21 protein-coding genes are annotated in these 16,987 nt (G+C 68.1%); 10 read left to right on the top strand and 11 right to left on the bottom strand.

The window, feature by feature from the left end:
* Positions 1–24 precede the first annotated feature (24 nt).
* On the top strand, positions 25–690 hold the full coding sequence (locus tag EQ874_RS09960; protein WP_129976916.1) for a TrkA family potassium uptake protein: 666 nt from the start codon (positions 25–27) through the stop codon (positions 688–690).
* Between the two features lie 25 nt (positions 691–715).
* Complete coding sequence (locus EQ874_RS09955; protein WP_129976656.1) at positions 716–1,369, top strand: TrkA family potassium uptake protein; 654 nt, start codon at positions 716–718, stop codon at positions 1,367–1,369.
* Here EQ874_RS09955 and EQ874_RS09950 read toward each other — a convergent pair.
* Positions 1,366–2,109, bottom strand: coding sequence for a DUF3159 domain-containing protein (locus EQ874_RS09950; protein ID WP_129976655.1), 744 nt, complete (start codon positions 2,107–2,109; stop codon positions 1,366–1,368). The genes EQ874_RS09955 and EQ874_RS09950 overlap by 4 nt on opposite strands.
* 98 nt (positions 2,110–2,207) lie before the next feature.
* Positions 2,208–2,582: an OB-fold nucleic acid binding domain-containing protein gene (locus EQ874_RS09945; protein ID WP_129976654.1), complete on the bottom strand. Its 375-nt coding sequence runs from the start codon at positions 2,580–2,582 to the stop codon at positions 2,208–2,210.
* A gap of 205 nt (positions 2,583–2,787) precedes the next feature.
* On the opposite strand from EQ874_RS09945, the gene EQ874_RS09940 reads away from it, so the two are divergent.
* Entirely contained in the window at positions 2,788–3,540 is a 753-nt protein-coding gene (locus EQ874_RS09940; RefSeq protein WP_242496705.1) for an alpha/beta hydrolase, read from the top strand.
* A gap of 13 nt (positions 3,541–3,553) precedes the next feature.
* On the opposite strand, the gene EQ874_RS09935 is transcribed toward EQ874_RS09940, so the two are convergent.
* A complete protein-coding gene (locus EQ874_RS09935; RefSeq protein ID WP_129976652.1) occupies positions 3,554–4,450 on the bottom strand; it encodes a DUF3710 domain-containing protein in 897 nt (298 codons plus the stop codon).
* Position 4,451: 1 nt separating this feature from the next.
* On the bottom strand, positions 4,452–4,922 hold the full coding sequence (dut, locus tag EQ874_RS09930) for a dUTP diphosphatase (RefSeq protein ID WP_064065483.1): 471 nt from the start codon (positions 4,920–4,922) through the stop codon (positions 4,452–4,454).
* A 126-nt stretch (positions 4,923–5,048) separates the two neighbouring features.
* Between dut and EQ874_RS09925 the strand changes: the two genes are divergently transcribed.
* The gene (locus EQ874_RS09925) at positions 5,049–5,483 is read left to right on the top strand and encodes a DUF3093 domain-containing protein (protein ID WP_064065491.1); all 435 of its coding nucleotides are present in this window, start codon (positions 5,049–5,051) and stop codon (positions 5,481–5,483) included.
* 142 nt (positions 5,484–5,625) lie between these two features.
* Here the strand turns inward: EQ874_RS09925 and EQ874_RS09920 are convergent, their stop codons facing one another.
* Entirely contained in the window at positions 5,626–5,928 is a 303-nt protein-coding gene (locus EQ874_RS09920; protein WP_006551346.1) for a DUF4193 domain-containing protein, read from the bottom strand.
* Positions 5,929–6,289: 361 nt separating this feature from the next.
* Here EQ874_RS09920 and cei point away from each other — a divergent pair, with 361 nt between their 5' ends.
* Complete coding sequence (gene cei, locus EQ874_RS09915; protein ID WP_026003580.1) at positions 6,290–6,973, top strand: envelope integrity protein Cei; 684 nt, start codon at positions 6,290–6,292, stop codon at positions 6,971–6,973.
* 86 nt (positions 6,974–7,059) lie between these two features.
* On the opposite strand, the gene EQ874_RS09910 is transcribed toward cei, so the two are convergent.
* Positions 7,060–7,935: an inositol monophosphatase family protein gene (locus EQ874_RS09910; protein ID WP_242496704.1), complete on the bottom strand. Its 876-nt coding sequence runs from the start codon at positions 7,933–7,935 to the stop codon at positions 7,060–7,062.
* Positions 7,936–8,055: 120 nt separating this feature from the next.
* Here EQ874_RS09910 and ppgK point away from each other — a divergent pair, with 120 nt between their 5' ends.
* Together ppgK and EQ874_RS09900 are read left to right on the top strand one after the other, a co-directional pair.
* A complete protein-coding gene (gene ppgK, locus EQ874_RS09905; RefSeq protein WP_064065481.1) occupies positions 8,056–8,841 on the top strand; it encodes a polyphosphate--glucose phosphotransferase in 786 nt (261 codons plus the stop codon).
* Between the two features lie 134 nt (positions 8,842–8,975).
* The gene (locus tag EQ874_RS09900) at positions 8,976–10,346 is read left to right on the top strand and encodes an RNA polymerase sigma factor (protein WP_016935123.1); all 1,371 of its coding nucleotides are present in this window, start codon (positions 8,976–8,978) and stop codon (positions 10,344–10,346) included.
* A 66-nt stretch (positions 10,347–10,412) separates the two neighbouring features.
* On the opposite strand, the gene EQ874_RS09895 is transcribed toward EQ874_RS09900, so the two are convergent.
* From EQ874_RS09895 to EQ874_RS09885, 3 genes are read right to left on the bottom strand one after another with little or no spacing between them, the layout of a single operon-like run.
* Positions 10,413–11,627 carry a cation:proton antiporter gene (locus EQ874_RS09895; protein WP_129976651.1) on the bottom strand — a complete coding sequence of 405 codons (1,215 nt, stop codon included), beginning with the start codon at positions 11,625–11,627 and terminating at the stop codon, positions 10,413–10,415.
* A 9-nt stretch (positions 11,628–11,636) separates the two neighbouring features.
* The gene (locus EQ874_RS09890) at positions 11,637–12,119 is read right to left on the bottom strand and encodes a cation:proton antiporter regulatory subunit (RefSeq protein ID WP_064065533.1); all 483 of its coding nucleotides are present in this window, start codon (positions 12,117–12,119) and stop codon (positions 11,637–11,639) included.
* Between the two features lie 9 nt (positions 12,120–12,128).
* Positions 12,129–12,509: a DUF952 domain-containing protein gene (locus EQ874_RS09885; protein ID WP_016933956.1), complete on the bottom strand. Its 381-nt coding sequence runs from the start codon at positions 12,507–12,509 to the stop codon at positions 12,129–12,131.
* Between the two features lie 256 nt (positions 12,510–12,765).
* Here EQ874_RS09885 and EQ874_RS09880 point away from each other — a divergent pair, with 256 nt between their 5' ends.
* Positions 12,766–12,960, top strand: a complete 195-nt coding sequence (locus EQ874_RS09880; protein WP_006551338.1) for a hypothetical protein — start codon at positions 12,766–12,768, stop codon at positions 12,958–12,960.
* Between the two features lie 125 nt (positions 12,961–13,085).
* On the opposite strand, the gene EQ874_RS09875 is transcribed toward EQ874_RS09880, so the two are convergent.
* Positions 13,086–14,813 (bottom strand): DEAD/DEAH box helicase, encoded by a 1,728-nt coding sequence (locus tag EQ874_RS09875; RefSeq protein ID WP_242496703.1) that lies wholly within the window; start codon positions 14,811–14,813, stop codon positions 13,086–13,088.
* Positions 14,814–15,114: 301 nt separating this feature from the next.
* Between EQ874_RS09875 and EQ874_RS09870 the strand changes: the two genes are divergently transcribed.
* Complete coding sequence (locus EQ874_RS09870; RefSeq protein ID WP_245208007.1) at positions 15,115–16,317, top strand: YihY/virulence factor BrkB family protein; 1,203 nt, start codon at positions 15,115–15,117, stop codon at positions 16,315–16,317.
* Here the strand turns inward: EQ874_RS09870 and EQ874_RS09865 are convergent.
* The gene (locus tag EQ874_RS09865) at positions 16,290–16,526 is read right to left on the bottom strand and encodes a DUF3039 domain-containing protein (RefSeq protein WP_006551335.1); all 237 of its coding nucleotides are present in this window, start codon (positions 16,524–16,526) and stop codon (positions 16,290–16,292) included. The genes EQ874_RS09870 and EQ874_RS09865 overlap by 28 nt on opposite strands.
* Positions 16,527–16,599: 73 nt before the next feature.
* Between EQ874_RS09865 and EQ874_RS09860 the strand changes: the two genes are divergently transcribed.
* The gene (locus tag EQ874_RS09860) at positions 16,600–16,959 is read left to right on the top strand and encodes a DUF3099 domain-containing protein (RefSeq protein WP_016933953.1); all 360 of its coding nucleotides are present in this window, start codon (positions 16,600–16,602) and stop codon (positions 16,957–16,959) included.
* Positions 16,960–16,987: the final 28 nt, after the last annotated feature.

Here is a 16,987-nt window from a genome sequence, read left to right as displayed (position 1 = left end):
GGATCGACCGGAACGGAGTCCACGGTGTACGTGGTGGTGATGGGGTGTGGTCGGGTCGGCTCGGCGGTGGCCACCGCTCTCGTCCGGCTCGGTCACGAGGTCGCGGTCATCGACCGCGACGAGAGTGCGTTCGGGCGACTGGGCGACGACTTCCCCGGACACACGGTGCTCGGTATGGGCTTCGACCGGCACGTGCTGATCTCCGCCGGTATCGAACGCGCCGATGCCTTCGCGGCGGTCTCCTCCGGCGACAATTCGAACATCATCTCGACACGGGTGGCCCGCGAGACCTTCGGTGTCGAACGTGTCGTCGCGAGGATCTACGACGCCAAGCGGGCCGCGGCGTACGAGCGGCTGGGCATCCCCACGGTGGCGACCGTGCCGTGGACCACCGATCGCTTGCTCCACGCGCTGACGCACGACAGCGAGACCGCCCGCTGGCGCGATCCCACCGGATCCGTCGCCATCGCCGAGGTGAACCTGCACGAGGGATGGGTCGGACGACGCGTCACCGACCTCGAGGAGGCCACGGGATCGCGCGTGGCGTTCCTGATCCGGTTCGGCACCGGGCTGCTGCCCGACCGCAGGACGGTGCTGCAGGCCGACGACTCCGTCTACATCGCGGCCGTGTCGGGTTCCGTCTCGGAGGCGATCACCCACGCCGAGAACCCGCCGGTCGACGAGAACTGACCCACCCACCCGAGAGGAAGCTCACATGAAGGTGGCGATCGCCGGTGCCGGCGCGGTGGGACGCTCGATAGCGCGTGAACTGCTGCGCAACGCCCACGAGGTGATGCTCATCGAACGCAAGCTCGAGCATGTCGAACCGGACGCCGTTCCGGAGGCGGCCTGGGTCCACGCCGACGCCTGCGAACTCAGCTCGCTCGAATCCACCGGACTCGAACGGTACGACGTGGTGATCGCGGCAACGGGCGACGACAAGGCCAACCTGGTCCTCAGCCTGCTCGCGACCACCGAGTTCGGTGTCCCGCGGGTGGTGGCCCGCGTCAACGATCCGCGCAACGAGTGGCTGTTCGACGAATCGTGGGGTGTCGACGTCGCGGTGTCCACGCCGCGCATGCTCGCCGCGCTGGTCGAGGAGGCCGTCACGGTCGGCGATCTGGTGCGGTTGATGACGCTCCGCAAAGGCGCGAACCTGGTGGAGGTCACCCTGCGGGACACCACCGCCCTGGCCGGGAAGCCGGTTCGGAAACTGGAACTGCCCCGCGACACGGCGCTCGTGGCGATCCTGCGCGGCGGACGCGTGATCGTCCCGCAGCCGGACGATCCGCTCGAAGGCGGGGACGAACTGCTGTTCGTCACGGCAGAGGACGTCGAGGACGATCTCCGGCAGGCGGTGAACCGCTAGTCGCGCGAACCGTGCCGGTCGCGGAGACGGTGCCGGCCGTCGAGTCCGTGCCGGTCCTCGGGGCCCGGCTCGTCGTGGGAACCCGACGCCTCGTGGGACCCCCCGGCCGAAGCGTCCTCGATGGTCTCGGCCGGCGGGGGTTCGACGACCCGGTCCGCGCGCCGGACCGCCCAGAGGGTGACCAGCAGCGCCAGCGCGGTCAGCGGCCAGCCCATTCCGATCCGTGCGACCGCGAGCCACCCGGTGCGGTCCTCGTCGTAGAGCTGGTTCTGCACGAGATAGCGACCGAGGAAGACCAGGGTCCATGCGAGGGTGGCGACGTCGTAGGCGCGCACCGCGGTGGGATGTGACCGCCACTGCGAGCCCTGGCCGTTGAGCATCCCCCAGATCACGCCGACCAGCGGCCTACGGACGAGCACGGACAACAGGAAGGCGCCCCCGTAGACCAGGCTCGCGTAGATCCCGAACAGGAAGTATCCCTTCGCGTCGCCGGTGCGATGAGCGATGAAGGCGCACAAGGCGACTCCGAAGAAGCCGGAGATCGCGGGCTGGATCGGCGTGCGCTGGATCAGGCGCCACACGAGCACCGCCAGTGCCACACCCAACGCGGTCCAGATGGCCGCCGTGAGCCCCCACACGCTGTTGACCGGCACGAACACCAGCACCGGCAGCGTCGAATAGATCAACCCGCTGATCCCGCCGAGTTGTTCGAGCATCGTCTGCTGGTTGGTGTCGCTCACTCCTACGAGGGTGCCACATCGGGCACAGCGGTACGACCCCGCGTATCGACGGGGAACCACTCCGCGTACGCAGGGGCCGGCAGTCCCCGGCGCGCCGGTCAGGCCGGTTCGCGCAGCTCGTAGTACGGGTTGTAGATCACCTTGCGTCCGTCGCGTTCTCCCACGCGACCGCGGACCGTCAACGTACGCCCGGGTTCGATCCCGGGGATGCGCCGACGGCCGATCCATACGAGCTGGATCGAATCGGTCCCGTCGAAGAACTCCGCCTCGACGACGGCAGCAGCGGCACGCGAACACGACTCGACACTGCGGAGGCGTCCGTACATGGTCACTTCCTGACCGCGGGCGCATTCGACGATGGGTAGGGCGCCCGTGGAGTGCGACGATTCGGCCATCTCCTCGGCATCGAGTTCTTCGATGTCCTCGGTGAGCCGCCGTGTGAGCCGACGCAGGTAGCCGGCCGGGGAAGCCATAACACGCTCCTGTACGGAAGGGGCACGGATCGCGTGCCACCGGACTCTTCTTCGATCGCCACTGTAGACGCATTCTGGCCGGATACAAGTTGCACGGTGCACACCGTCGTGCAGGCACCGTCGACCTGCTGTGCAGGCACTGTCGGCACGACCGTGTGCGCAGGTGAGCGCCGTTGCCGGGGACCGATGGTGCAGGATCGTCCGCATGTCCCGCAGCGAATCCCCGGCCTCCCCGGACACCGGCCCGTCCCGGCCGGTCACCCGCACCGCGGTCGTGCTTCCCGGCACGGGTTCGGACGCATGCTTCGCCGAGAAGGCGTTCGGCCCCGAACTCCGGCGCCGCGGCATCACGCCGATCGCCGTCGACCCGGACCCTCGCGGTGTGGTGGCGAGCTACGTCGCGGCGCTCGACGATGCCGCCGAGAACGGGCCGCTCCTCGTCGGTGGTGTGTCGATCGGTGCGGCTGTTGCGTTGAGATGGGCGTTCGACAATCCCGACCGGGCCGTCGGCATCCTCGCCGCCCTACCGGCGTGGACCGGCGATCCACTGGAGTCCCCTGCCGCTGGGAGCGCGCGGTGGACGGCGTCCGAGCTACGCGCTCACGGACTCGAGGCGGTCACCGCGACGATGACCGCCTCGAGTCCGTCCTGGCTCGCGCGGGAGCTGACCCGCTCGTGGAGCGCCCAATGGCCCGACCTCCCGTCCGCGCTGGACGAAGCCGCGTGCTACCGAGCGCTCGACGTCGACGAACTCCGGGCCGTGGGTACGCCGGTCGGCATCGCCGCCGCGGTGGACGATGCGGTCCATCCGCTGGAGGTGGGGCGCCGATGGGCGCGGGAGATCCCTCGCGCGCAACTCGCGACGGTGACACTCGAGCAGATCGGGGACGATCCCTCCGTGCTCGGGAGACTGTGCCTCACCGCGCTCGACAGGATCGTCCCCGCCCCGAATCGATGATCGGGATATCGGCCTAGAAGCCGAGTTGCTGCATCGCCGAACCGGATTCGCCCCGGCGCGGCGGAGGGGTCTGCTGAGTGGGCGGGGTCTGCTGGGGAGGCGGAGTCTGCTGGGGAGGCGGAGTCTGCTGGGGAGGTGGGGTCTGCCGGGTGGGCTGCGTCGGCGAGGTCGTCCGCGGAGCGGGTTGTGCCGGAGCAGATCCCTGCCGGGGCGCGACCTGCTGCTGCGCCGCCTGCTGCTGTTGTTGTTGCGCTGCGACGAGCTGACGGGTGAGCGCCTCGGGGAGCACGATCGGCAACGGCGTACGGACCGGATGGGGGTCGGCTCCTCGCCGGACGACCGTTCCGGAGATCACCGAGCGTGCGATCCCGACGAGTTCGGAGTCGGCTCCCGCATTCCCGGCGGGCGCCGCCACGACACAGCGGATCATCCAGCGGAAACCGTCGACACCGATGAACCGCAGATCGGCGTTCGCGGCCCTGCCGTGAAGTTCACGACCCCACGGGCCCGACTCGATGCTGACCTCCGCATTGTCGTTGCGCAGGGTCTCCGCGAGTTCGGCAGCGACCTCGCGCCACTGTCCCGGCGACTTCGGCGCGGCGTACGCGGAGACGGTGATGCGCCCGAACTGGGTCACCAGGTGGACGTTCTGAGGCGTCCCGTTCGGTGCCATCTCGACCTGGATCTGGCCGCCGGCCGGCAGCGGTACGAGCACGGATCCGAGATCCAGACGGGAGGCGGCCACCGTCTCCTCGTCGACCTCGTCGATGTCGTACGGGCCGGAATCGGCCGCACTGCCGGTGGCGTATTCGTCGGAAGGCTCGTCGTAGGCACCGAGGTCGTCGCCGGGTGCAGCGGCGTCGCTCGTCTCGACGCTCGACCCGCGGTCCTTGCGGCGTCGTCCGAACATGTCAGGAACCCTCCTTCACGAGGCCGGCGTGCCCGCCGCTCGATCCGTATCCGCCGCTGCCCCGCGCCGTGTCGTCGAGTTCGTCCACTTCGACGAAGTCGACGAGTTCGACGCGCTGGACGAGCAACTGCGCGATGCGGTCGCCTCGGCGGAGTTCGACGGCGCGCTCGGTGTCGTGGTTGATCAGGCACACCTTGATCTCCCCACGGTAGCCCGCGTCGACCGTGCCGGGTGTGTTGACGACGGACAGTCCGAACTTGGCGGCGAGGCCGGAACGCGGGTGGATCAATCCGACCGTTCCCACGGGCAGTGCCACGGCGATACCGGTACCGACGAGCGCTCGCTCCCCCGGACCGAGGGTCACGTCGGCCGAGGTGCACAAGTCCACGCCGGCGTCACCGGGGTGGGCGCGAGTGGGCACGGGGAGCTCCGGATCGAGCCGGCGCAGCGGTATCGGGGGAAGATCGGTCACGTGGACCGAGACTACTCGCGTGCCGGGCTGCTCCACCGAGGCGACTATCCTTACGGTGTGTCCCGATCCTCGCGCACCTCAGCGACAACACCTCCGACGGCCGACGCCCCGACCTTCTCCGAGCGGATGTGGGTGCCGTGGTGGTGGTGGCCGATCGGGCTCGGTGTGGCCGCTCTGCTCGCGGCGGAACTGCACATGGGCGCGCCCGGGATGTATGCGTGGCTGCCCTACGTCCTTCTGCTTCCCATGCCGATCTGGGTCCTCACCTGGCTCTCACGCAGCAGGGTCGAGGTGGTGGGCGGCGAGCTCGTCGTCGGTCGCGCACATCTACCCCTCGATGTGATCTCGCGGGGGGTGGTGGTTCCGCCGTCGGCCAAGAGCGCCGCGATGGGACGCCAGCTCGATCCGGCGGCGTTCGTCCAGCACCGCCCCTGGGTGCGGACCATGGCGCTCGTGGTGCTCGACGACCCGGAGGATCCGACGCCGTACTGGCTGGTCAGCACGCGGCGGCCGGCCGAACTGCTCGCGGCACTGGGGTGCGACGAGTCGGGTCGCCGGTAGAGGCACGAAAGCCGGGGCACAGAAAGAGAGCCCGGACGCAGAGTGCAGCGGGAGCCGCCACAGCGCCGGGGCATGTGCGAGAGAGACGCGGGTGACCACGGCGCACCGTCGTCACCCGGTCTCGTATCGCACACCTATGTCCTCACGCCGCGCAATCCCGGCAGATCATGACTCCGTTCTCCTCGCTCGCGAGTCTGCTCCGGTGGTGCACCAGGAAACAGCTCGAACAGGTGAACTCGTCGGCCTGCTTCGGAACGACCCGCACCGACAGTTCTTCTCCGGACAGGTCCGCCCCGGGCAGCTCGAAGGACTCGGCGGTGTCCGATTCGTCGACGTCCACCACTGCGGACTGGGCCTCGTTACGCCGGGCCTTCAATTCCTCGAGTGAATCCTCCGACACATCGTCGCTGTCGGTCCGCCGGGGTGCGTCGTAGTCAGTCGCCATTTCCTCTTACCTTCTAGTACTCGTACCGGTAGCCGGCCGGGACACGGACGGTGCTCCCGGCCAAGGCAACGCACGACCGTCCGTTGGAGTTCCCGACGGGTATGTCACCGGGGTGACATACCCGAATTCACTCTGTTTCCACGCCGAACCGTTCGTTCTTGGACGGTTCGGCCGCCGAACAATAGCCGACCTTGCGCACGAATATGCAACCGATGCGCGAAAACGCGGGAAATTGTCCGGCAATCGTCATCAACAACACAACGACTCGTGACATTTCCTCGGGTCGGCGGTTCCGCCCACGCAGTCCCCGCCCTCTACAGTGAGTGCGACGATCCCGGCAGAAGACGAGAGGCAGGGCCGCGTGGTTTCCCTGATCACCGAAGGAAGCGCAACCGATCGCCGCGGCCGCCCGTTCCGCCGGCGCCGGGTGGTCCCGGCTGCCGTGGCCGGCGCCGTCCTCGCCGCAGCCACCATCGTCGTGTGGACCTCGGCGATCAGTTCGTCGGAACCCGTCACGACCACCGTGGCGTGCAACGCTCCCCCGACCGAGGCGGCCGATCCCGAAGGCCCGCAACCCGCTCCGCTCGGCGAGGTCGTGGACCGGTCGACGCTGCTCGAGGTCGAACCCGCTCCCCTGGCGGCAACCCGGGTGCGCGTGTTCAACGCCAACGGAGAACGCGGTCAGGCGACGCATGTGGCCGCGCAACTGAGCGATTACGGTTTCTCGAGTCCGCCCGACGTACAGGCCGGCAACGATCCGGTCTATGTCGACCAGAACCTGCAGTGCCAGGGGCAGATCCGGTTCGGTGAAGCCGGTCGCGCAGCTGCGTCATCGGTGTGGTTGCTCGCTCCGTGCGCCGAGTTGGTGCAGGACACACGTGAGGACGACACGGTGGACCTCGCGCTCGGCACCTACTTCCGCGAGGTCTCTCCCGGGGCTGATGCGGAGGAGGTTCTGCGGGCGCTGCGCGAGGTTCCGGCGGGCGAACAGACGGCTCCCCTCGATCTCGATCTGCTCACGGCCGCCCGCACTGCGCGATGCTGAAACTATTTTCAGAGACCGTGCATGCTGTTTTTCGTCACCGTCGCAGTAAAACGTGACCGACGACAATTTCCGATGTGACAAAACGGTCAATTCGGAATTGCGTGGAACGCTCCGATTTCGGTGAGGAGAGTTTCGAAATCGGCGGCGAGTCCCGGCGCGACCGCCACGGTGAGTTCGCCGTCGTCCCCGGTGCCTGTCGGGACACGCACCACCGCACCGGCTTCCGCGGCGACCAGAGCCCCCGCCGCCCAGTCCCACGGGCCGAGCCCATGTTCGTAGTGGGCATCGACCCGCCCCGCCGCGACCATGCACAGGTCGAGCGCAGCCGCTCCGACACGCCGGATGTCGCGCACCCTGGGCAACAGTGCCGCCACCAACTCCCCCTGACGCGCACGCCGTTGCGGGGAATACGAGAAGCCCGTCGCCACGAGCGCCATCCGCGGATCGGTCACCGGATTGCAGCGCAACCGGACCCGTGTGCCACCCGTATCCAGATACGCCCCGAGACCCTCCGCCGCGAAGAACGTCTCCCCGGAGGCGATGTCGACGACAGCTCCGGCCACCGAACGTCCGTCGACCTGCGCGGCCACCGAGACCGCCGACGCCGGGAGTCCGTACACGAAGTTCACGGTGCCGTCGATGGGATCGACCACCCACACCACCCCGCTCGCGGTCGTCGCCCTCGCACCGTCGCCACTGGTCTCCTCTCCCAGGAAGGCGTCCTCGGGCCGCAGTTCGGCGAGTCTGCGCCGGATGAGCTCCTCGCTTTCGGTGTCGGCGGCGGTGACGGGATCGGTCGCCGTCGACTTCGTCCCGACACGGGCGGCCTCCCCCGATCCCGGAGGGCCGAACAGCTCGGCTCTGCGTACACGAACATAGGCTGCGGCCTCACGCGCGGCGGTCACGGCGACGTCCCTCAACGCGGACGACTCGGATTCGGAGAGCGTTCTCTGTACATGCACGAACCGATCCGAACACAGCGCCGAAGGTTTCGCCACCGAGCGCCGCACCGGGCGGCACCGGGCATTATCGTTGCCACACGAGCGGAGCAGCCGGCCCCACCCAGCGAGAGGAAGTACACGATGGCACAGGACGTCCCCACGGACCGATCGAATCCGGGCAACCACGGATTCGGTGTCGACATCGGGGGAAGTGGCGTCAAGGGTGCCGTGGTGGACCTCGATACCGGCCGCCTGGTCGGCGACCGGATCAAGCTCCTCACTCCGCAACCGTCCACCCCGGAGGCCGTGGCGAAGACGGTGGCACAGATCGTCGAGCAGGCGGGCTGGTCCGGTCCCGTCGGCGTGACCCTGCCGAGCGTGGTCACCGGAGGTGTCGCCCGGACCGCCGCCAACATCGACAAGTCGTGGATCGGCACCGACGCCCGTTCTCTCTTCTCCCACGCGCTCGACGGCCGGGACGTCTCGGTGCTCAACGACGCGGATGCCGCCGGCATCGCGGAGGACCGCTTCGGTGCCGCCAAGGACACCGACGGTGTGGTGATCCTCCTGACCTTCGGAACCGGGATCGGCTCGGCCGTCCTGCACAACGGTGTCCTGCTGCCCAACACCGAGTTCGGGCACATGGAGGTCGACGGCAAGGAGGCCGAGCACCGCGCCGCCTCCTCCGTCAAGGAACGCGGCGACCTGTCGTACAAGCAGTGGGCCAAGGAGGTCTCCCGCGTCCTCACACGTTTCGAGGATCTGCTCTGGCCCGATCTGTTCATCGCCGGTGGTGGGATCAGCCGCAAGCACGAGAAGTGGATCCCGTTCCTGACCAACCGCACGCCGGTGGTCCCTGCCGAACTGCGCAACGCGGCGGGAATCGTCGGGGCTGCTCATGCTGCGAAAACAGGTGTCACTCCCTGAGTCCGGCGCATCGACCGCCCGGAGGATCGTTACAATGGTCCCCAGCAGGCCGGAACCGGCCCTCATCCCGACAGACCTCTCCGCCGGAACACCTCTGGCGCGACGCCGCACTACCTCGTCACGAAAGGGCGTACGTGGCAGCCACCGACATCCACACCGCTGATTCCGCCAACGAATCGGCACCCGTTGCGGACGCTTCCAGCGTCGCAGGCGCTGCGGACTCCCCGGAGGGCACCGCACCCGGTGCGACACCGCCGGCGAAGAAGACCGCTGCAAAGAAGGCTCCCGCGAAGAAGGCAGCCGCCAAGAAGGCTCCCGCGAAGAAGGCAGCCGCCAAGAAGACCACCGCGAAGAAGGCAGCCGCCAAGAAGACCACCAAGGCTGCGGGTGAAGAGGACTTCGACGGCGCCGAGGAAGCAGATCTCGCCGACCTCGAGGTCTCGGAGGGTGATCTCGCCGGCGCCGAGGATGTCGTGGTCGACGACGACGAGCCCAGCGAGAAGGACAAGGCCTCGGGCGACTTCGTCTGGGACGAAGAGGAGTCCGAAGCGCTGCGCCAGGCACGCAAGGATGCCGAGCTCACCGCGTCGGCAGACTCCGTGCGCGCCTACCTCAAGCAGATCGGCAAGGTCGCCCTCCTCAACGCCGAGGAAGAGGTCGAACTGGCCAAGCGCATCGAGGCCGGCCTCTACGCGACCCACATGCTGCAGCAGCTGGCGGAGAAGGGCGAGAAGCTGCCCGTCGCCCAGCGCCGCGACCTGAACTGGATCTGCCGCGACGGCAACCGCGCCAAGAACCACCTGCTCGAGGCGAACCTCCGCCTCGTCGTGTCGCTGGCGAAGCGTTACACCGGCCGTGGCATGGCGTTCCTGGACCTCATCCAGGAAGGCAACCTCGGTCTGATCCGTGCGGTCGAGAAGTTCGACTACACCAAGGGTTACAAGTTCTCCACCTACGCGACGTGGTGGATCCGTCAGGCCATCACCCGCGCCATGGCCGACCAGGCCCGCACCATCCGTATCCCTGTGCACATGGTCGAGGTCATCAACAAGCTCGGCCGTATCCAGCGCGAGTTGCTCCAGGACCTGGGCCGCGAGCCCACACCCGAAGAGCTTGCCAAGGAAATGGACATCACGCCGGAGAAGGTGCTGGAGATCCAGCAGTACGCGCGTGAGCCCATCTCCCTCGACCAGACGATCGGCGACGAGGGCGACAGCCAGCTCGGCGACTTCATCGAGGACTCGGAGGCGGTCGTCGCCGTCGACGCGGTGTCCTTCACACTGCTGCAGGATCAGCTGCAATCGGTGCTCGAGACCCTGTCCGAGCGCGAAGCGGGCGTCGTGCGTCTGCGCTTCGGTCTCACCGACGGCCAGCCGCGCACCCTCGACGAGATCGGTCAGGTCTACGGCGTGACGCGCGAGCGCATCCGCCAGATCGAGTCGAAGACCATGTCGAAGCTGCGCCATCCCTCGCGGTCGCAGGTGCTGCGCGACTATCTCGACTGACATCCGTCACAGCAACGAGGGCCACCCGATCGGGTGGCCCTCGTTCGCCGTTCCGGACCACCGCTGCTAGAGAAGCTCCGGTTCGTCCCCGGGAAGACGCTGCCGGCCGTCGCGTCCCGGGAGTCGTGCGGAGGCGAACCGCATCACGGGTTCGACGACTCGTGCGGCGACCGGACCGAGGACCGCGGTGATCATCACGTATGCGGAGGCGATCGCCGCGAGACGACTGTCGACGTGCCCCGAGGCGACAGCCAGTCCGGCGATCACGATGGAGAACTCGCCCCGAGCGATGAGTGCCGCACCGGCGCGGGCCCGGCCCATCACGGCGATGTGGTGTTGCGCCGCCGCGATCCATCCGGTGGCGAGCTTCGTCAGTGTGGTCAGCACGGCCAGCAGGATCGCCCAACCGAGCACCGGCGGTATCTCCGTCGGGTCTGTGTTCAGTCCGAAGAAGACGAAGAAGATGGCGGCGAACAGATCACGGAGCGGTTCGAGGACACGTACCGCGTTGTGTGCCGTGGAACCGGAGATGGCGATACCCAGCAGGAAGGCGCCGACGGCCGCAGACACCTGGAGGGCGGACGCGATGCCCGCCACCAGCAGCGCCGCGCCGAGCAGCTTGAGTAACAACGTTTCCCTGTCGGGACTGTCGAGCACGACCGAGATGTAGCGTCCGTATCGCACCACCAGTACCAGCACCACGGTGACGAGACCGAGCGAGATCGCGACGGCTTCGAGGCCGCCGAGCAGACTCACGCCGCCGAGGATCGCGGTGAGGATCGGGAGGTACACGGCCATCGTGAGGTCTTCGAAGACGAGAATCGACAGGACCACCGGCGTCTCGCGGTTGCCGAGGCGCCCGAGATCGGCGAGGACCTTCGCCACGATCCCCGACGAGGAGATGTAGGTCACGCCTGCGAGCGCAAGTGCGCCGACAGGGCCGAGACCCAGGATCAACGCGACCGCGGCCCCGGGTGCCGCGTTCAGGGCGAGATCGAGCAGACCCGCCATCCGGGAGCGTCGCAATCCACTGATCAGCTCGTTCGCGGTGTACTCGAGCCCGAGCAGCAACAACAGCAGTACCACGCCGATCTCGCTGGCGATGTGACTGAACGCGCCGATGTCGCCGAGCTGGATGAGTCCACCGTTGCCGAAGCACAGGCCGCCGACCAGATAGAACGGGATCGGCGACATGCCGATCCGCGCCGCCAGCCGCCCGAGGACACCGAGCCCGAAGAACACCGCACCCAGTTCGATGAGTGCGAGTGTCGTAGTGTCCATACCGCCGGATCAGCCGTTGCGCAGGATCCTGGCGGCAGCGTCGAGGCCGTCCGCCGTACCGACCGCCACCAGGATGTCCCCGCCCGTGAGGACGAAGTCCGGTGCCGGAGAAGGCATGACCTGGCCCGCACGCATCACGGCCACGACCGACACGCCGGTGCGGGTGCGCAGCGCGGTATCGCCCAGCGCCGCTCCGTCGAACCGGGAATCCTCGTGGACGTGGAGCTGGCGGGTGACGATTCCGGGCATGTCCCGGTGGTCCTCACTCAACTGGGCGACGAGCTGGGGGGCACCGAGCAGGTTGCTGAGCGTCGCCGCCTCCTCGACGGTGAGGGGGAGGGAGGCGGCACACGCATCGGGGTCGCCGGCCTTCGAGATGATGAGGTCGCTGTGACCGTCCCGATGGGTGATCACCCCGATGCGGCGCCCGGACGCCAGTTCGAAGTCCTTGCGTACACCGATCCCGGGGAGCGGAGTCACGTCGACGATCATGCCGAAAGACTAGTCCTCCGGACCGACGGCGTCCGCTCCCCCGGCCCCGAGGGGCGCGAATCGGCCGTCCGGTCCGGGGAGGAACGGCGTGACCTCCACCACGGCGTCCACGGGCAACGGCCCGTACAGGTGCGGGAACCGCATCGACTCGGGGTCCTCCGGTACGCCGGGTTCGAAACGGAGAGGGTCGTCGAGCCGTGTCGGGTCGACGTGCAGCAGCACCAGATCCTCGCGTCCGGAGTACAGCCGGTCGGCGGGAAGATGCACCTGCTGCGGCGTGGACAGGTGGACGAAACCCTGGGAGGCGAGGGATGCCGGAACGACGGCCCCGAGAGGTCCGGCGCGGTCCCAGTCGTCTCGGGAGATGATGTGCAGGAGGGTCTCGGTCATGTCGTCATTGTGCGTCGGAAAGCCGATCCGAGGCGTCCGCAGCGTCCCGCCCTCTGCGCTGTGAGCGAACACCTGCACGGAAAACCGGCATGTCGCAGCGTTTTCGCTGCTCGATGCGTGAAACGCGCCACGATTGGGCACCCAAGGGAACAACACGTGAACACAAATCGTCTGTCAGAGTAGATCCACCGCGCCGGCCGGTGCGGCGGACCAGACCCCGGCACCCGATATGAGCGGTGGCCAGTTTGGAGGAGTCATGCCCGGTACGTTGACCAGCCCGAAGTTGACCGCTGCAGATCGCTGCGATCGGTGCAATGCTGCCGCTCGTGTCCGCGCCGTCCTTCCCACCGGCGGAGAACTGTTGTTCTGCGGGCACCACGCCAACGAGCACACCGACCGTCTCCGTGAACTCGGAGCGACGATCGTGAGCGAGTCCGACGCCACCGTGTGAATCCGCCGTCCGGAACCGACGTTCTGTCACACGAACGAACCGTCGGTTCCGAGACCCGACCGAATGAACGGGCGACCACCTCGAGGTGGTCGCCCGTTCTCGTCGCCGGGGGCTCGGTGTGCGGCTCACCAGCTCCGCAGGATGGCGATGCGGTCGCGCAGCTGCTCGGCGGTCGCCATCGCCGTCGGCGGACCACCGCACTGGCGACGCAACTCACCGTGGATCACCCCGTGTGGCTTCCTGGTCCGATGGTGCACGACCGCGACGAGGGAATTGAGTTCGCGGCGCAGCTGCGCCAGGGTGTCTGCGGTCTCGACGCGCTCGGTGACCTGGGGCGGCGGGGTGGGCGCAGGCTCGGCCTTCGGCTTGTTCAGCTGCTGTTCCTGACGCTGACGCAGCAGCGCCCGCATCTGGTCGGCGTCCAGCAGACCCGGAAGCCCCAGATAGTCGGCTTCCTCGTCGGAACCGGCGAATGTGGCGGTGCCGAACGAGGATCCGTCGTAGATGACCTGGTCGAGTTCGGCGTCCGCACCGAGCGAATGGAAGGCCTTCTCGTCCTCGCCGGGCTCGTCCTTACGCCGGTTCGCGTCGGCGAGCAGCTCGTCGTCGAAGCCTTCCTTGACCCGGTGCGGCTTGCCGAGCACGTGGTCGCGTTGCGCCTCGAGCTGGCTGGCGAGTTCGAGCAGCACCGGCACGGACGGCAGGAAGACGCTGGCGGTCTCCCCCGTGCGCCGCGACCGCACGAAGCGGCCGATAGCCTGCGCGAAGAACAACGGGGTCGAGGCGCTGGTCGCGTACACGCCGACCGCGAGTCGCGGAACGTCGACGCCTTCGGACACCATGCGCACGGCGACCATCCACCGCTGGTTGCCCTCGCTGAACTGTGAGATCCGCTCGGACGCCGTGGGGTCGTCCGAGAGCACGACGGTGGGCATCTCGCCGGTCACCGCCTCGAGGATCCTCGCGTAGGCCCGGGCCGTGGTCTGGTCGGTCGCGATCACGAGGCCGCCGGCGTCCGGCATCCCGCCGGCACGCAGCTGCTGCAGACGGGTGTTCGCCGCGCCCAGCACCGCAGGAATCCAGTCGCCCTCGGGATCGAGGGCGGTCCGCCATGCCCGGGCCGTCTGCTCGGCGCTGAGTGGCTCACCCAGACGGGCCGTGAACTCCTCCCCCGCGCTCGTGCGCCAGCGTGCCTCACCCGAGTACGCGAGGAACACGACGGGCCGCACGACGCCGTCTGCGAGAGCGTCGGCATAGCCGTAGGCATGGTCCGCCTTGGACTGCAGCAGACCGTCTCCGTTCGGCTCGTAGGTCACGAACGGGATCGCGCTGTCGTCGCTGCGGAAGGGCGTACCGGTCAGCGCCAGACGGCGGGTCGCGTCGCCGAACGCCTCGAGGATGCCCTCACCCCAGCTCTTCGCGTCGCCGCCGTGGTGGATCTCGTCGAGGATCACGAAGGTGCGGCGCGCCTCCGTGCGTACGCGGTGCTTGAACGGGTGCGAGGCGATCTGCGCGTAGGTGACCACGACGCCCTGGTAGTCGCTCGACGTCTGCCCGGTCGAATTCGTGAAGTTCGAGTCCAGGGCGATGCCGATCCGGGCCGCCGCGCCCGCCCACTGGTGCTTGAGGTGCTCGGTGGGGGCGACGACGGTGATCTGGTCGACCGTCCGGTCGCGCAGCAGCTCCGACGCCACCCGCAGGGCGAAGGTCGTCTTACCGGCGCCGGGGGTGGCGACCGCGAGGAAGTCGCGCGGTTTCGTCGCGAGGTACTTGGTGAGGGCGCGGCGCTGCCAGGCGCGCAGCTGGGCCACAGGGGCGGAGGTCGTAGCTTGTCCGACGGTTTCGGTGCTCACCGGTTTCTCGTGCTCCTTGTCCGCTTCGCTCGGGCCGGTCCCACCGCACTCGTCCGGGTCCCGACCGTCATGCAGCCTATCGTCTCGGACGTCGCGGACCCGCCGAAGCCGCGGCGTCGGCGGGTCCGACGAGGGCTGCGTGGCAGAATTCGATGCACCCTCACCTGCCTGAGCGCGCACGCGAGCGTGTCATCAGGAATTCTGGAAGTAGATGAACGACACACCACGACCCCACGCACAGGCACCCCGCGGCCGCATACGGCACGCGGTGGGTAAAGGGTGGGAGGTGGTCACACACACCATGTCCTCGGCATGGGACCATTCGATCTTCAGCAAGGCCGCGACCGCGGCCTTCTGGCAGACCCTGTCGCTGCCACCGCTGGTGCTCGGTCTGCTCGGCAGCCTGGGGTACGTGGGCGGCTGGTTCGGTCCGGACACGGTCGAGATCATCACGTCCAAGACCGTCACCTTCCTCCGCTCGGTCTTCAGCGACAGCGTGGTCGACCAGATCATCGAACCCACCGTCGCGGACGTCCTCGGCCGCGGACGCGCCGACCTGATGTCGCTCGGCTTCGTGCTGTCGCTGTGGGCCGGCTCGTCGGCGATCTCGACGTTCGTGGACTCGATCGTCGAAGCGCACCATCAGCAGGACCACCGCCATCCGGTGTGGCAGCGGATCTTCGGTCTGCTGCTCTACGTCGTCTTCCTGATCCTCGCGGTCTTCACGCTGCCGCTCGTCGCGCTCGGACCCACGCTGATCGGCCGGCTGCTTCCCGATGCGTGGTTCGATCTGGGTTCGCAGATCATCGACACCTTCTACTTCCCCGCCGTGGGTCTGCTGCTGCTGATCGGCCTGACGACCCTGTACAAGGTGGCGCTGCCCAAGTCGCTGCCGTGGCACCGACTGCTCGGCGGGGCGGTGCTGGCGGGCGTGTTCTTCCTCACGTCCAGCGTGATCCTGCGGTGGTATCTGACGTGGATCGCCGCTACGGGCTACACCTACGGGGCGCTCGCCGCTCCGATCGCCTTTCTGCTGTTCACGTTCTTCCTGGGTTTCGCGGTGGTCCTCGGAGCCGAGTTCAACGCCACGGTGCAGCAGTTCTGGCCCGCACGCGCCACGCGTCTGGAGCAGTGGCGGGTATGGCTGGCGGAGCAGGCGGCGCGCGAGCCGTCGCCGGACAGTGGGCCCGTGACGAACCTCACCCGCCGACTGACGGGCACCACGACGATCCGGCTGTCCGACCTGATCCGGCCCGGGGAACGCGAACCCGAGTCGTGGCCGATCGACGGGAGACCTGCCGAGTCGGGGCCGGCATCCCACGACGACCCCGCCGGCCACGACGACAAGGCATCCCACGACGACAAGGCCGGGGGATCCGAAGTTCCCCCGGCCGAGACCGATCTTCCGCCGGCAGCGAGGCTCTCGCCAGGATCACCCGACGCCACGGTGGACGACGAGCCGTTCCACCCGGTGCCTCAGTCGCCCTTGCGCAAACCGTCGTAGACTTTCTTGCATTCGGGGCACACCGGCGAGCCGGGCTTCGGCGACCGGGTCACCGGAAAGACCTCACCGCACAGCGCAACCACGTGGGTACCCATGACCGCACTCTCGGCGATCTTGTTCTTCTTCACGTAATGGAAGAACTTGGGGGTGTCGTCGTCGGTCGTCTCGTCGGTGGTGGTATCCGGCCGTTCCTTGATATCCGTGCTCACGTGTCCATGATGCCGCACGGAGAGGCCGGATGCGTATGTGCGTGCGACGGTTCGTCGTGGGAAGGTGGAAGACATGGCGAGAACTCACGGTTTCGGCGGATCCCCCGAGAACGGATCGCCCGACAACCCGGTTCTGATCACAGCGGCGGAGACGTCGCTCGAGGATCAGCACCGAGCACGGGTTCGCAAGTACCTCACGATCATGTCGTTCCGCATACCGGCACTGCTCCTGGCGGCGATCGCGTACGGCATCTGGGAGAATCCCTGGATTTCGATGGCGATCATCGGGGTGTCGATTCCGTTGCCGTGGATCGCGGTTCTCATCGCCAACGACCGGCCGCCGCGCCGGAAGGACGAACCGAGTCGCTGGGACGGTCGCTTCGAGGACGCTCCGGCGATCGAGGCGTCGACCCACCGCGTGATCGACGGCTGACGGAGAGAGCGAGCGGGGAGCTTGCGAG

The sequence above is a fragment of the Rhodococcus sp. Q1 genome (assembly GCF_004153645.1).
In the GTDB taxonomy this organism is placed as follows: Bacteria; Actinomycetota; Actinomycetes; order Mycobacteriales; family Mycobacteriaceae; genus Rhodococcus; species Rhodococcus gordoniae.
This window is presented reverse-complemented; position numbering and strand designations above follow the sequence as displayed.